We start from the raw sequence: 14,662 nt of genomic DNA on the forward strand, positions 1-14,662 counted from the left end.
GGCCAGCAGCAACGACAACGGAACCAACCACGAGTTCAAAGGAACTTCGTGCAGTTCAGGTAGGTGTCGCCGACGAGCCCGCCGGCCCTGTCGCCACGGCCGCAGACGCCGACTTCGACGACGAGCGGCACCTCTGGTGACGGCCGAGGTGTGGATCGCTGCCGTGTCGACCGGCAGTACCGGCGGCGAGGCTTGGGCCGCCTCGCCGTTCACGGCGGTGGTCTGGCTGCTGGTGCGGGCCTGGCCGTGGCTCCTGGCCTGCGTTGCCGCCGCCGTGGTAGCAGCGGGTGTGGTCCGGGTCGTCCGGGCGCGCCGGCACCACCGGCTGCTCGACGGTGCCCGGCAGGTGCGGATCACGCCGCCGCCTCAGGTCGACGCGGCCGGGGTGGTCGCCTGGTGGGCGACGGTCCGGGAACTGCTGATCACCTCCTGGTGGCGGCGGCTGCGGTACGGCGCGCCGCACGTCGCGATGGAGTACCGGTGGGCGGGCAGGGCGCTGACCGTCGTGGTGTGGCTGCCCGGTGGCGTGCCGGCTGAGCCGGTCGTCGGCGCGGCCCTGGCCGCGTGGCCGGGCTGCGCGACGGCGGTCGCCGAGGCGGACTCCCCCACGCCCGGCGCGGCGGTGGTCGCCGCCGGTGGTGCGCTCGCCCCGGTCCTGCCGGCCTGGTACCCGCTGCTCGTCGAGCACGGCACCGACCCGATGCGGACTTTGATCGCCGCCGGCGCCGGCCTGCGCAGCACCGAACACGCGTGCGTGCAGATCCTCGCGCGGCCCGCGGCGGCGGGCCGGGTGCGGGCGGTGCGCCGGGCGGCGGTCGCGTTGCGGACCGGGGGCAGCCCGACCGGCGGTGCCCTCGACCCGCTGGTGTGGCTGCGCGCCGGTCTGGACACGCTCATGATGCTGCTCGGCGCGGGCGGGACCCGCAGCACCGGGCATCGTGCCGGCGGCGACCCGGTGCGGGAGCGCGACGCCCGTCCGGCGCTCGACAAGGCGATCGGACCGCTGTGGGAGGTCGCGGTCCGCTACGCGGTCACCGCACCGTCGTCCGCCCGCTTCGACAGCGACGTCCTGGCCCGCCGCGTCGGCATGATCGCGCAGGCGTTCGCCGCCGGGTACGGCGTCTACGCCGGCCGCAACCGGCTGCGGCACATCCCGGTCGCCGACCCGGCGGCGCTGATCGACGGCCGCCGTCTCGGTCGGGGGTTCCTGCTGTCCGCCGAGGAGCTCGCCGCGCTCGCCGCCCTGCCGACCGACATCGCCGTCGCCGGCCTGGAACGGGCCAGGGCCAAAGCGGTCCCGGCGCCGGTGTCGGTGCCCGCCGGCGGCCGCGGCGTGAAGGTCCTCGGCCGGGCCGAGGCCGGCGGGCACGCCGTCGGTGTCCCGGTCGTCGACGCCCGCCAGCACATGCACGTCCTCGGCGCGACCGGGTCCGGCAAGTCGACGCAGCTGTGCCACATGGTCCTCGACGACGTGCGCGCCGGGCGCGGCGTGGTCCTCATCGACCCGAAGGGCGACCTGGCACTGGACGTCCTGGACCGGCTGCCGGCGAAGATCGCGGACAAGGTGATCCTCATCGACCCGGACCAGCCCGACGGCGCCACGTTCAACCCCCTCGAAGGTTTCGACGACGACCTCGTCGTCGACAACGTCGTCGCGATCTTCTCCAAGATCTTCCAACGGCACTGGGGGCCACGCATCGACGACGTCATGCGGGTGGCGTGCCTGACGTTGATGCGCCGCGCCAACGCCACCCTGACCCTGGTGCCGCCGCTGCTGAACAGCAAACAGTTCCGCGCACAGTTCACCGCCGACCTCGACGACCCGGAAGGGCTGCGCGGGTTCTGGGAGTGGTACGAGTCGACGCCGGCGACCCTGCGGGCGCAGGTCATCGGGCCGGTCCTGGCCCGGCTGCGGTCGCTGCTGCTGCGTGACTTCGTCCGCCGCACGATCGGCTCCCCGCACTCCAGCTTCGACATGGGCAAGGTCCTGGACGGCGGGCTGCTCATCGCCCGGCTGCCGAAGGGGCAGCTCGGTGAGGAGACCGCGAAACTCATGGGCTCCTTCGTGTTCGCCTCGGTGTGGCAGGCGGCGACCGCCCGCTCGAAACTGCCGGAGGCGCAACGCCGCGACGCGGTCTGCTACGTCGACGAGGCCCACAACGTGCTCAACCTCGCCGGGTCCGTCGGTGACATGCTCGCCGAGGCCCGCGGCTATCACCTGTCCCTCGTCCTGGCGCATCAGACGCTGTCGCAGTTGCCGCGTGAGCTGCAGCTGGCGCTGTCGGCGAACGCCCGCAACAAGCTCATCTTCGCGTGCTCCCCGGAGGACAGCCACCAGCTTGCCCGGCACACCCTGCCGGAGCTCGACGAACACGACCTCGCGCACCTGGATCGGTACACGGCGGCGGTGCGGCTCATCGTCGACGCCCGGCAGACGCCGGCGTTCACGCTGCGGACCCGGCCGCCGCTGCCGGTCCTCGGGGAGACCACGGCACTGCGGCAGGCGGTCGCCGCGGCCCGCACCACCGGCCCCCTCGCACGCAGGGTGGGGCGGCGCCCGGCGGCGGGTCAAGCCGTCCCGAACGTCGACCCTGACGAGTACGCCGACCGGCTGACCGCCGACCTCACCGACGACCTCACCGATGACCTCACCGTCGACCCGCTGCCGTCGAAGGCCTGCCCGGGTCGGCCGGCGCGACGCTCAGGGATCGAACAGCTCGCCCGCCGGTCCCCCGGCGACGCTACCGGATGAGCCAGGACCCACCGTTGCCTGCCGGTCAGCCGCAGCAGGGTCGGGTGGTTGCCCAGGCAGATGGGCGGGCGTAACCCCAGGGGACCCGATCCGGCCCCGCAGGCACCCAACGGCCGCCATCAGCGCAGGTAGGAGCACATGAGCAACGACGCCGGCACAACCCGACATGCCCCTCCGGGGGACATCTCCCGACCGGGGGTGATGCGCTCCCGGCCGTCGCCGCACCCACAGCCGCTCGGCTGGGCGTCCCTGCGGGCGTTGGCCCGGCGGCTCGAACCGCGCGACTACACCATCGCGCACCTGCTCGACGAGCACCGCACCCTGACCACCGACCAGATCACCGCGGCGCTGTTCACCGCCACCCGCACCTGCCGCAACCGCCTCGACGTGCTGCGCCGGCTCGGCTTCATCGCCTGGTTCATCCCCATCCGCCGCCGTCGCCGGCCCGCCACCCACTGGATCCCGGCGCTGCTGTCCGCCCGCTACACCGCCCTGGCCGGCGGGCGGCGGCCACCGACCGCCAGAGCGGTCCGGGAACTGCAGGACCGGATGGTCGTCAGCCCACTCGTGCACCACACCGTCGGCGCCAACGGCGTCTTCATCGGCCTCCTCGCGCAGGCACGGACCCGGCCGGACGCCCGTCTGGCCCGCTGGTGGTCCGGCCCGACGATGAGCGCCACCGTCGGCAACCGCATCCAGCCCGACGGGCACGGCGTGTGGCGCGAGGACGGGCACACGGTCTCGTTCTACCTCGAGTACGACACCGGCACCGAAACGCTGTCCACAGTGGCCGGCAAGCTACGCGCGTACCGGACGCTGCAGGACCTCGGCGGCCCGTACTGGCCGGTGCTGTTCGTCCTGCCGAGCCGCCTGCGGGAGCACAACCTGCGGCAGCGGTTCACCGCCACCGGCACGTCCGGCGTGATCGTCGCGACCACGTCGCAGGACCGCGTCGACGTCGACCCGGCCGGCCCGATCTGGGCGCTCGCCGACGGGACCGGCCCGGAGCCGGCCCTGCGGTGGCGGCTGGTGGAGCTGCCGTCCGAGCCCGGACTGCCCGGCATATTCCATCCGGGGCCTGCGACGCCGGAACAGGACCCGCTGCGGCTGCTCATCCCGCCGTGACGCTCAGCGCCGCGCAGCGGTGCCATCGTGGCGTGTCCGGCCCGAAGTGGCGGCTACTCGATACCCGCAGCCCCCCTCAAACTCCGCATCGAGGCCGCCCGGCCGCTGGAGACCTACCCCGAGCATTGAGCGACCGCGACCGCTTCCGCCTGCTGCCCGGCTCAGCTGGTCGCTACTGACCGTCGCCGCGTAGGTTCGCCCGGCGCTGGGCAGCCTCGGCAGCGTACGTGGCCGCCAGCTGCTCCTCCTGCAGCCGCTGGGCCCGCCGACTGCGCACGACGTTCACCACAGACAGCACCGGCGCAAGCAGCACCCAGTAGACGAACGCGACCCGGCCGCCGTCGAAGACGAACAGCAGGTAGCCGGCGTACGCGAGGAAAGCGATCCCGACGAGCACCTCGACCGCCCGGGCCCCGCGACCCTGCCGGAAGCCGACGCCTCCCAAAACGATCATCACTAGCCCGCTGAGCCCAAGGGCAGCGACATACCCGAGCAGAATTGCACTGAGCAACATCGAGACCCTCCGCCAACGATCGGTGATCGCCCACCCTACTGAAGCCTGCGCCGACGCACCGCCCCGCAGCGGGACCGCACCCGCACATGCCGCTGGTCGAGCATTACCGCTCGTCCTCAGCCCACGCTCCGCACGCCGGCGAACTGCACCGCGTTGGCTCGCCTACCACTTCCTTTCCGGCCTCGTCAGTTGGCCCCGAACTCACGAACGCCAGACCGGCCGCCGGCTGATGGGACCCAAGCCCGCCGACAAACGGGCTCGAAGTCACCGACGACGCCACGGCCGGGAAACGCGAACGCCGGTCGGGTCTGGTTGCCCGTTCAGTTGGTTGGTCTGCCGGCACCGAACCCAACTGCAGTCGGTGGTTGGCGTCGGGCAACCCAGCTGGCGGGTCGTTGCCCCGGTGCTGGTTGGGTGCCGCCGGTACGGTGAGGGCTCATTTCGAACCCCCACGTACAGCACTTCACCTGCGGCCATGCCGCCCCGGTGTCAACGCCCGCCGCGGCGTATTGCGCCATACCTCGGCATAGCGATACCAAGGCCGACCATCCGGGCACGTCGGTCGGTTCTTGGCCCATCACTGTCCCGGCTGCTGGCCACGACAGCTGCACCCGATCCGCGGCGCTGCTCAGCGACACCAAGTTCGAGCCGGTCAGCACGCAGACCGGTCGCCCGCTTCAGCCCAACGTAGACATCCGGCCTCAAGCCATGATCAGGCGCACCGCATTCGGCACGAGCGTGTATTGCGCCGTAGATCAGGCTGCCGAAGCAAGCTACGGAGCGCGACTATCGTGGGAGAGCGCCACCCTCGATCGGCAGATGCGGACACGTGGTATCGCGTTGTAGTCTTCGCCGCTGGGGGGTTATGGGATCGAACGAAGCCACGCTCGGTGTCGTGCTGGACACCACGTCCGTGCCGGCTGAGGTCACCGTGGACGGCGAGCGGCTGTCGGTCATCGGCTATGTGTGGGAGCCCGCCACCGAACTGGTCGGGCTCGACAGCGCTGGCGCGGTGTGGTCGTACTCCCCGGACCGGCGCAGCCGGGTGCCGATGAACTCATCCGTTGACGATCTACGCCGGTTCCTCGACCTGTTCGGCGCGTTCTTCGCGGCCACCGCTGGTCCGCCGCCAGTGACGTACACGGCCGAGCAGATGGCGGAGAAACTTGCCGCGTTCCGGCGGGGTGAGATCAAGCCTGCCGTCGGCAGACCGGATAACCGTTCTGCCCACCTCAAGCAGCTCAAGAAGACGCTGCGAGAGATCGACAGACCCGCAGTCAAGGCCGGGTGGTGGTCGCTCGTCCTGGAGCAGGTCGACGACGGGATCCTGTGACGAACTGGAGGGAGCGGAGACTCAGCGGGCGGCATCCGCTGTGAACGCCAGGACCGGATCCGTGGTTCGGACATGCGTACCGCGCCGGGCGGCGAGATCGCATCGCATCCCGCACAGGGTGATCACCAGCTGCGCGAGCATCACGTCTCCGCCCGGCATGCCGACCGGCCCTACGTGTCGTCCAGCTCGTCGCGCCGCGCCTGCTGTCGCGCCGATGTCACCGCTCAGGTGAGTCGACCTGCTCACCGAGCATGACGCTGCGCTTGCCGATCTCGAACTCCTCTTGTGCTCAGGGTTCCCGAGGCCCGCTGGTCGGTCAGCTGACGGATCAGGGCGGCGCGGTCGATCGTCGGTGCCTCCGGACGGTCCGGTCCGGGGTCGGCCAGGCGGACGCCGGTCGGATCTGGTTGCCCGTCCAGTTGGGTTGGGTCCGCCGGATCGAACCCAACCGCGGTCTGTGGTTGGCGAATGCAGCCCAACTGGCAGGTCGTTGCCCGGGTGCCGGTTGGGTGTCGCCGGTACGGTGAGGGCTCATTTCAAAACCCCCACGTGCAGCTCGTCCCCTGCGGCCATGCCGCCCCGGTGTCAACGCACCAGCCCACCCGCCGTCGAGGCCGGTCGGCCGCGTCCAGCCACCCGGGCACATCGCCCACCCGCACCACCCAGCGCTACCCGCACCACCCAGCACCACCCGTTCGGCATCCAGAGCGCCGACGCCCGCACCACGTTGCAGCGCCCTGCGCCTGCGTTTGGCCGATCAGGCCGCCGGTACCGGCATCGGTCCCAGCCTCAGGTCCCCGCCGACCTGTCACGACCCGCCGGCCCGGGTCACTCCCGGCCACCGTACCGGTGACCGCCGGAGCCGCATCGCACGCGACAGTGCCACGGTCACCGCGCCGCTGACGGTGCTGTCGTAGGCGCATGCCCACGCCGCAGGCGGGTCCGCGTCGCGTCGTCGCACGCCAACACCGCTTTCTCCAGCATCCCGCACCCGCCGACCTATCTGCCTGGCGGGTCGATGCCGCGCGCCCAACCACAAGGAGGATCCATGACCAACCGACAACGAGCCGCCAGCACGGCACTGCCGCCGGCAACCCGACCCGCGGTCCCGACTAGGACCGTCGTGGTGTCACTGCCGTCCGGCACCGCAACCACAGAACTGCTGCACCGCTCCGCCAGCCGGGTCGCCGCGGCCGGCCTCACCTGTACTGGTGGCGTCCCGCACTTCCTGGCGGTGTCCGGCAGATCCCGGCAACTGCTGGACCGGTGGAACGGGATGACCGCAGGCGGTGCCGTTGCCCGGCTCGATCTGACCGGCATGCGACACCGTGCGATGCTGGCCGCGTCCGCGCAGTGGCAGTGGTGGCGGCATGTCACCGCGTCCACGCCGACCGCCCGGACCTGGACGGAGTTGCTCGACCGCGTCGATCAGGACCCGGACAAGTACCCGCTGTCGCGTGCACTGCGCGACTACCACAGCCAGTCGCGGGTGCTGGCGATGCAGATGCACAACGCGATGCCGGGCCAGCCGTGGCCGCTGCCACTGGCGGACATCGAGGCGTTCCAGGCCGGCCAGCACGCGTACATCAATCTCGCCTGGCTGTCCGCAGTTCCCGCCGACGGGCTCGCCTGCCACGGCGGCCTGCTGCTGCAGCCGGACAGCGACCGGCTCTCCGACCGGATCACCTACCTGCGGATGGCGAACGCCCATCTGCAGCAGCTTCCCCGCGACGCGGCTCTCGTCGCGGTCATGGTTACCGGCCCGCTCCTGCCACTGGACAGCTGAGCAGCCTCACCACCGCCCGCCGCCGCACCACGGTGATCGGGCGTGCAGCACGCAGCACACCGTCGCCGGTCCGGGTGTCTCCGGGCCGGCTCTGTCCGCATGTCCCCGCACCTCAGGAAGGGATCGTCATGCACGTACCACCGCACCACAGCGTCACCGTCGTCCTCGCCGCGCTCGCCGGCGTTGTCATGCTGTGCGGCGTGGCCGCCGCCGCTCGCTGGCACCGCCGCACCATGGCCGCCGCGGTCAACACCGCCGTCAGCACCGCCGTCAGCGACGGGATGCGGGACTCGTTGACCGGGCTGCCGACCCGCGCCGTGCTCGAACAGGCCCTCGACCGGGCCGACGAGGCCGGTGCACCGTTCACGATCGCGCTCATCGACGTCGACGGCCTGCACGACCTCAACGCCCGCTGGGGTCACGCCGCAGGCGACCAGTACCTCGTGGCCATCGCCGACCGGCTCGCCGGGGCCGTCCCGACCAACGGCTGCCTGGTCCGGCAGGGCGGTGACGAATTCACTGTCGTCTCCGCCGGCAACGATCCGGCCGGGATGCAGTCCCTGATTACCGCGGCGCTGGCCGGTCCGGCCCGCGTCGCCGGCCATCAGGTGCAGCTGCGGGCAAGCGTCGGTGTCGCCGTCGGCACCAGCACGTGGCAGGTAGCAGGTGGCCGGCACCGACTGCCCAGCGCGGCCCGCCACATCCTCGCCTGCGCGGACGCCGCCATGTACTCGGCGAAACACTGCGGCGGCAGCCAGGTCCTGATCTACGACGAGGGCCGCGACGGTACGCCGGACGTCGACGGCACCCGGCCGCTGCGGCGGCGACGCGACGAACGGCCGTACGGCAGCCGCAAGAACTACGGCCGCGCCGCTGCCGAGAGCCGGCTCCTGCTCGATCTGGACGACAGCAAACTCCAGCTGCTCGGCGGGCTGCTGCGCAATGCGTTCACCGGACCAGGCGTCCAGCTTCCGCCGCCGACCGGCGGCGGTGAGGACGTGTGGATCGAACTGATCGACCTCGCTGAGCACTTCGCAGCGGTCGCCGCCCAACATCCGGCGCCGTCGGTGCAGCGGGCGGGACAGACGGTCCGCGCCGCGATGCTGCCCACACCCAGGGCCGGGCACGCACCGCGCACCGGTAGCTGACCGCACGCACGGCCTCGCACCCGTCGGCGCGCAGCAGCGCGCCGATCCATCCTGTTGCACCGAGCCTGCGGTCGACGACCGCCGGTGAGAGAGGACCCATCATGAACAGCACCCCCGGGACGTTGCGGCTGCGCAGCACCGAGGACCTGCTCACCGCCATCCCGTACCTGATCGGCTACCACCCGACGGACAGCGTCGTGTGCCTCGCCGTCCGCGACGCCGGCACGCCGGTGATCGTCAGCGCGGCGCTGCCGCCCCTCGACGTGGACGACATCCACGCCGCCACGGAGGCCGTCGCGGCGGACGTCGCCGCCGTGTTCGCCGTTGAGGCGAGCCGTGCCTACCTCGTCGGCTACGGCGGGCCGGCACAGGTCGGCATGGTGATCGCCCAGGTCTGGGCGGCGCTGGACGCGGTCGACGTCGCCGTGCCGATAGCGGTTCGCGCCACCGGCCGCCGGTACTTCTGCATCGACCCGGACTGCGACACGTGCCCGGCCGGCGGCACCGCCTACGACCCGGACACGTCGCTGATCGCGGTGCAGTCCGTCGTCGCGGGCCTCGCCGTGCTGCCGGACCGGGCCGCGCTCGCCGCGTCGTTGCACCCCGTGGAAGGGCAGCGCCGCACCGACATGGACGCCGCGTGCGACCGCGCCTCCCAACGGATGCGCGCGATGCTGGGCGCTCCGGCGAACACTGCTGAGCGGGCCGTGAACAGCGCCGGGCGAACGGCCGCCGAGCGGGCTGTTGCGACGGCGGAGACGGTGCCGGCGTGGGTCGTCGAGGCTGGCCTTGATGCACTGGCTGACGCGTTGGCCACGGCGGAGGCCGGCCAGGTCCTCTCCGACGACGAGGTCGGCTGGCTCGCCGTGGTGCTTCGGATCGGCGTCGTGCAGGCGGCGGCGTGGAGCGTCAATACCGGCGACACCTGGCAGCGGCAGCTGTGGACCGACGTGGTCCGGCGCGCGACTCCGGCGCTGACCGCGGTCCCGGCATGCCTGCTGGCCAGCACCGCCTACCTCGCCGGCAACGGCGCCCTGGCCAACATCGCCGTCCAACAGGCGCTGCAGGTCGATCCCGGCACCACGTTCGCACGTCCGATGGACTTCGCGCTGTCACGTGGCCTACCGCCGCAGGCGTGGCAGCAGGTACTGCACAGCGTCATCCAGGGCTGACGGCTCCCGGCGGTACCCGACCGGCGGCCAGATCTACCGGGACCGCACAGGTTCCCGGCGCACCACCACCTGCCACCCGGCAGGTCTGCACATCCTCGTGACGGATGCGGACCGCCGGGGCGCCGGCCGTCCGCATCCTCCCGTTTGCGAAACGGAGGTGTGGACATGACGTCCACCGATCATTCCCTCACCATCATCGCGGTCCTCGCCGGCGTCCTGGTCGCGGCAGCCTCGGCCGGCACCGTCCTGTGGGTCCGCCGGCGCAGCGCCGCCCGCCGCGCCGCCGAACTGCACGACCTGCGGCAGGCCGCGTACCGCGACCCGTTGACCGGCCTGGGCAACCGGGCCGCGTTCCAACAGCTGATGGCGGCACCGGACAGCCGGCGCAGCATCGTCATCCTCCTCAACATCGACAATCACCGGCAGTACCTGCAGCAGGTCGGCAGCCGGGCATTCGACGAAGCGTTCACCCTCATCGCGGGTCGTGTCCGGTTCGAGGCCACCAGGGCTGGCGGGCACGCGTTCCGGCTGCGCCGCGACGAGATCGCCGTCGTGTGTTGCGCACCGCCGCGACACTCGGCAGCCGATCGGCGCCGGGACGACGTCATCGCGGTACTCGCCGGGCGTCTCGTCGCCGCCGTCCAAGCTGCCACGAGCGGCACCGGTGCACAGGGCGGCGTCGCCATGCGCGCGCGAGCGGGTGTCGCGACCGCACCCGGCCACACCGAACCGGACGGGCGGCTGGTGCTCGCCCACGCCGACCTCGCGCTTCGGTACGCGAAGCGGTCCGGCGCCGCGTGGGTCCGGCATCCGGCCCCGCCGACGAGTTGACCTGAAGTTGACCTGGAGTGACCTGGAGTGACCTGGCGGCTGCGTCGGCCGTGACCGGCGCTGGACGGCCGGCCTGGTTCCACCGCACCTGAGCAGTACACCGTACGACCGCGCCGCCCATGTGACGGCGCCGACTCGACGGTCCCACCTTGTGCCTACGGGCAGGTTGGGGCCGGCGGGTCCCAGCCTGTCCGCCGCCACACGGCGGAGACAGGAGGCCACATCTGATGGCCGCAACACGATCCGGCACCGCGCCGGGCACCTCCACCCGAAAGCCCACCAACGCAGGCCGGCGCCACAGCGCACCGCGTGCCACCGGCAGCTCCCGACCCGGCAGCTCCCGACCCGACAATGTCCCGCGCCGGGAGGACCGGCTCGAGGAGTTCCAGGCTGCGCTCGAGGCCCGGCTCGCCGGCATGGCCACCGACCCGCGGCAGTGGGTCGAATTCGTCGAACAGGTCGCGGTGTTCGGCGCCCGCTACAGCGTGCAGAATCAGCTGCTGCTGACGTTGCAGGCAGCCGAGCGGGGCGTGACACCGGTCTTCTTCCTGCCGTACGGCAACAAGGCCGGCACGTCCGGCTGGCGGCTGCACGGCCGGCAGGTCAAGGCCGGCGAACACGCATTCCTGGTGTGGGCGCCGGTCCGGCGCCGCCCGAGCGAGGAACAGGCGGCTCAGCTGGCTGCGGCCGGCCGCACCGTCCTGCGCGACGCAGGTGGCAGGCCCGCGCCGCAGGTCGTCGGGTTCCGGCCGATGGCGACGTTCGAGCTCAGCCAGACCGACGGGGCGCCGTTCGAACCGCCGACGGTCGACCGGGCCCGCCGCGCGCACGTGATCGGCGGCCGCCGGCCGCAGCGGCTGGACGGCGACGACCCGACCGGCGTCTTCGACGATCTGGCCGCCCTCATCGAGGCGGAGGGGTTCGCGTTCTCCGTCATCCCGCCCCGAACCGGTCACCTCGGCCGCGCCAACGGCATCACCGCGTTCGGGTCGACGCGGGTCGTGCAGGTCCGCAACGACCTCAGCGCCGCGCAACGGGTGGCAACGACCACGCATGAACTCGCCCACATCCGCTGCGGACACGTCACTGCCGCGCTCTGCGGCGAGCAGCTGCACCGGGGACGGGCAGAGACGGAGGCGGAGAGCGTCGCCCATGTCGTCTGCGCCGCCCTCGGCCTCGACACCCGTGGCTACAGCGACGCGTACGTGCTCGGCTGGGCCGACGGCGACATGGACCTCGTGCGGGACTGCGCCGACACGGTCCGCCGGGTGTCGCGCACCATCCTGCAGGACCTGACACCAGCCGACGCCGACAACGACGTTGCCGACGACGGTGCCGGCGACTGTGACGACGTTGCTGTCGGTGCGGGGGTGGCCCGGTGAGAGACGTCGAGGACATCCGCACGGCCCGGGCAGCGCTCAGCTGGCTGTTCGAACCCGGCGACCCGCAGATGCGGGCCCTCATCACCAGGTACGGACCGGTCGAGGCACTGGCGCGGCTCACCGACACCGAACCGGACGAGGAGCACCTGCGCCTCGAGGTCCGGCACCTGCCCGGCCGTGCCCGCGACCTCGCGGCCCAGGCCGTCCACGAGGCACAGGCGTGGTGCAGGATCGTCATCCCCGAGGACGTCGACTGGCCGACGGGCCTGCACGCGCTCACCGGCGCCGATGGTCTCGACCCGGTGTGCCTGTGGGCGCGCGGCACCGCGGACCTGCCGGTCCAAGGGACGTCGGTGACGGTGACCGGCGCCCGCGCCGCCACCGCCTACGGCACCGCCGTCACCGCCGACCTCGTCACCGGTCTCACCGACCGGGACCGGACCATTGTGTCGACCGGCGACTTCGGTGTCGGCAGCGCCGCGCTGCGGGCCACGATCGCCGCCTACGGCTCACCGGTCGCGGTGCTGTCGTCCGGACTGCAGCATCCGTACCCCAGGCAGCACGCCCCGCTGCTGCAACAGGTCGCCGACGTCGGGCTGCTGGTGTCGGTGTGGCCGCCGGACGCCCGACCGACCCGGCACCGGGCCCGCGCCGGCCGGACCGTCCTCGCCGCGTTGACCGCCGGCACGGTCCTCGTCGAGGACCACCTGCGCGGTTCCATGCAGGACGTGCTGCGGCATGCACTGTCCTACGGCCGCGCGGGTCTCGTCGTGCCGGGACCGGTCGTCTCGATGATGTCCGCGGCGTGCCACGCCCTGCTGCGCGACGACCCACGCGTCCGGGCGGTGGCCACCGCCGACGACATCATCCGCGACATCGAGACCCACCGGGGCGCCGACCTTGACCGCCCTGCCTGCGACGGTGGGGACACCGCCGGGCGGGACGGCGAAAGATGACGGCCGGGCCTGACCCGCAGCACGACGCCGACCCTGCGTGCGGCGAACCGGAACCGGCCGGCGACGTGGCAGGGCTTCGGGTGCTGTGCGTGTCGGTTCGTGGTCACCGGTACCTGGTCGGCAGTCCGACGGTGCATCCCGTCGACACCGTACCTGCGGGCGTCGGGCGGCGCTTCGCCTCCGTCGATGACGTCGAACGGTACGTGCGGCACGACCTGCGCGGCGTGACCGCGCTGTGGCAGGTCCAGGTCGTCGACGACGACGGCGTCATCGTCCGTCGCGGCACCCGAAGCGGACGCAACGGCACCGGCGGGCGATGGACCTGGCAACAGGCCTGACCCGCGACACGACCGATCCGAGGCGACCGGCGACCGCCGGCCCCCGCCGCGCGGCACCACGGCATGCCGCGGTCCGCGCGTGAAACACCACCCGGCGCCGGACACATGCCGGCGCCGCCGCACCACGCCAACCGAGCGACCCGGCGGCGTGGTGCCGCCGGGTCGCGCCCGAACCGAAGGGGTTTCAATGAGCGACGCGCAACCACGGTGGCAGCTCGCCTCCGTCCCGGACCTGCTCGGCATGGTGCCGCGGCTGCTCGGGTTCTACCCGAGCGACAGCGGTGTCGTCGTCGGCGTCCGCGACGCATGCATCCGCATCGTCGCCCGGCTCGAACTGCCCACCGACCTCAAACAGCAGGCGGCATTCCCGTCGGCGGACAGGATCGCGGCCGTGCTGCACCACATCGCGGCCGAATGCGCCGACGACGACGTCACCGAACTCGTCGTGCTCGGCTACGGCGAGGAGGCACCGGTCGTCAACCTGTTCGACCTCGCCGCCGCCGTCGCCACCGTCCGCGGCCTGACCGTCATGCAGCTGGTGCGGGTCACGGGCGAGCAGTACATCGAACACGACCCGCAGCACCCGAGCGACACCGGCGCCCCCGCATCGTTCGATCCGCACGCCGGACCCGATCCCGCCGTTCCCGAAGCTCCTCGCCCGCCGGCACCGGACCGGGCGACGCTGGCCGCGGCCGTGGCCCCGCTCGAGGACGCCACAGCGGCGATGGAAGCGGCGATCCTTGCGGTGATGGCGCGCTTCGCCGCCGCCGACGGCGACGCCGTCCCGGTGGGTCGCGCCGCGATCGAGGCGGCGATCCGCGTCAGCGAACGCGGCTCCGTGCTCGACGACGACGCCGCGGCCGAACTGCTCGTCCTGCTCCACGACGTGCAGGTCCGCGACCACGCGCTCGCGCGTACCGCCGGCAACGACCAGCGGCACCTGCACCTGTGGCTGGACCTGACCCGCCGCGCGGCGCCCGGGTTCGTGGCGGTACCCGCATGCCTCGCCGCCTTCGCCGCGTGGCAGACCAACCAGCCGATGCTCGCCCGGCTCGCCGTGGACCGCGCCCTGCACGACGACCCGGGCAACCGCCTCGCCAAGCTGATCCATCTCGCGTTGGCCCTGGACGCGCCGCCTGAGCTCGCGCAGCAGATCACCGCGCGTCTGCGGGCGTCCCGAGACCAGCAGCGAGACCAGCAGTAGGTCCGAACGGTCCACCCCGCACCCGCCGCACCGGCGGCCGCGGTTCCACCTCGTGCTTCCGGGCAGGCTGGGGCCGTAACCGTCCCAGCCTGTCCGCCGCCACGAGGCGGAGACAGGAGGC

The 14,662-nt window shown here is 72.5% G+C and carries 12 protein-coding genes; 11 read left to right on the forward strand and 1 reads right to left on the reverse strand.

Translation table 11 applies throughout. The features are described from left to right. Positions 1 to 163 precede the first annotated feature (163 nt). Positions 164 to 2,752 carry a type IV secretory system conjugative DNA transfer family protein gene (locus ACFPIJ_RS57315; RefSeq protein ID WP_380128005.1) on the forward strand — a complete coding sequence of 863 codons (2,589 nt, stop codon included), beginning with the start codon at positions 164 to 166 and terminating at the stop codon, positions 2,750 to 2,752. Between the two features lie 138 nt (positions 2,753 to 2,890). Continuing rightward, positions 2,891 to 3,877, forward strand: a complete 987-nt coding sequence (locus ACFPIJ_RS57320) for a replication-relaxation family protein (RefSeq protein WP_380128006.1) — start codon at positions 2,891 to 2,893, stop codon at positions 3,875 to 3,877. A gap of 172 nt (positions 3,878 to 4,049) precedes the next feature. Here ACFPIJ_RS57320 and ACFPIJ_RS57325 read toward each other — a convergent pair whose 3' ends face one another. Further along, on the reverse strand, positions 4,050 to 4,331 hold the full coding sequence (locus ACFPIJ_RS57325; RefSeq protein WP_380128007.1) for a hypothetical protein: 282 nt from the start codon (positions 4,329 to 4,331) through the stop codon (positions 4,050 to 4,052). 925 nt (positions 4,332 to 5,256) lie between these two features. Here ACFPIJ_RS57325 and ACFPIJ_RS57330 point away from each other — a divergent pair. From ACFPIJ_RS57330 to ACFPIJ_RS57370, 9 genes are all read left to right on the forward strand, one after another. Further along, positions 5,257 to 5,724, forward strand: a complete 468-nt coding sequence (locus tag ACFPIJ_RS57330) for an SUKH-4 family immunity protein (protein WP_380128008.1) — start codon at positions 5,257 to 5,259, stop codon at positions 5,722 to 5,724. 1,126 nt (positions 5,725 to 6,850) lie between these two features. Beyond that, entirely contained in the window at positions 6,851 to 7,510 is a 660-nt protein-coding gene (locus ACFPIJ_RS57335) for a hypothetical protein (protein ID WP_380128009.1), read from the forward strand. A gap of 128 nt (positions 7,511 to 7,638) precedes the next feature. Continuing rightward, positions 7,639 to 8,658, forward strand: a complete 1,020-nt coding sequence (locus ACFPIJ_RS57340; protein WP_380128010.1) for a GGDEF domain-containing protein — start codon at positions 7,639 to 7,641, stop codon at positions 8,656 to 8,658. A gap of 101 nt (positions 8,659 to 8,759) precedes the next feature. Continuing rightward, entirely contained in the window at positions 8,760 to 9,830 is a 1,071-nt protein-coding gene (locus ACFPIJ_RS57345) for a DUF4192 domain-containing protein (protein ID WP_380128011.1), read from the forward strand. A gap of 165 nt (positions 9,831 to 9,995) precedes the next feature. After that, positions 9,996 to 10,661, forward strand: a complete 666-nt coding sequence (locus tag ACFPIJ_RS57350) for a diguanylate cyclase domain-containing protein (protein ID WP_380128012.1) — start codon at positions 9,996 to 9,998, stop codon at positions 10,659 to 10,661. Between the two features lie 227 nt (positions 10,662 to 10,888). Beyond that, positions 10,889 to 12,043 (forward strand): hypothetical protein, encoded by a 1,155-nt coding sequence (locus ACFPIJ_RS57355; protein ID WP_380128013.1) that lies wholly within the window; start codon positions 10,889 to 10,891, stop codon positions 12,041 to 12,043. Then, complete coding sequence (locus ACFPIJ_RS57360) at positions 12,040 to 12,999, forward strand: DNA-processing protein DprA (RefSeq protein ID WP_380128014.1); 960 nt, start codon at positions 12,040 to 12,042, stop codon at positions 12,997 to 12,999. Before ACFPIJ_RS57355 ends, ACFPIJ_RS57360 begins: the two co-directional genes overlap by 4 nt. Further along, positions 12,996 to 13,337 carry a hypothetical protein gene (locus ACFPIJ_RS57365; RefSeq protein ID WP_380128015.1) on the forward strand — a complete coding sequence of 114 codons (342 nt, stop codon included), beginning with the start codon at positions 12,996 to 12,998 and terminating at the stop codon, positions 13,335 to 13,337. The genes ACFPIJ_RS57360 and ACFPIJ_RS57365 overlap by 4 nt, the downstream gene beginning before the upstream one ends. A gap of 187 nt (positions 13,338 to 13,524) precedes the next feature. Next, entirely contained in the window at positions 13,525 to 14,541 is a 1,017-nt protein-coding gene (locus tag ACFPIJ_RS57370; protein WP_380128016.1) for a DUF4192 domain-containing protein, read from the forward strand. Positions 14,542 to 14,662 lie beyond the last annotated feature (121 nt).

It is taken from the genome of Dactylosporangium cerinum (genome assembly GCF_042653625.1).
In the GTDB taxonomy this organism is placed as follows: domain Bacteria; phylum Actinomycetota; class Actinomycetes; order Mycobacteriales; family Micromonosporaceae; genus Dactylosporangium; species Dactylosporangium cerinum.

Excerpts from the sequence above, each read along its gene's own strand:
- ACFPIJ_RS57320 (WP_380128006.1), top strand. The coding sequence starts at position 2,891 with ATGAGCAACGACGCCGGCACAACCCGACATGCCCCTCCGGGGGACATC.
- ACFPIJ_RS57330 (WP_380128008.1), top strand. The coding sequence starts at position 5,257 with ATGGGATCGAACGAAGCCACGCTCGGTGTCGTGCTGGACACCACGTCC.
- ACFPIJ_RS57370 (WP_380128016.1), top strand. The coding sequence starts at position 13,525 with ATGAGCGACGCGCAACCACGGTGGCAGCTCGCCTCCGTCCCGGACCTG.
- ACFPIJ_RS57350 (WP_380128012.1), top strand. The coding sequence starts at position 9,996 with ATGACGTCCACCGATCATTCCCTCACCATCATCGCGGTCCTCGCCGGC.
- ACFPIJ_RS57355 (WP_380128013.1), top strand. The coding sequence starts at position 10,889 with ATGGCCGCAACACGATCCGGCACCGCGCCGGGCACCTCCACCCGAAAG.
- ACFPIJ_RS57325 (WP_380128007.1), bottom strand. The coding sequence starts at position 4,331 with ATGATCGTTTTGGGAGGCGTCGGCTTCCGGCAGGGTCGCGGGGCCCGG.
- ACFPIJ_RS57340 (WP_380128010.1), top strand. The coding sequence starts at position 7,639 with ATGCACGTACCACCGCACCACAGCGTCACCGTCGTCCTCGCCGCGCTC.
- ACFPIJ_RS57345 (WP_380128011.1), top strand. The coding sequence starts at position 8,760 with ATGAACAGCACCCCCGGGACGTTGCGGCTGCGCAGCACCGAGGACCTG.
- ACFPIJ_RS57365 (WP_380128015.1), top strand. The coding sequence starts at position 12,996 with ATGACGGCCGGGCCTGACCCGCAGCACGACGCCGACCCTGCGTGCGGC.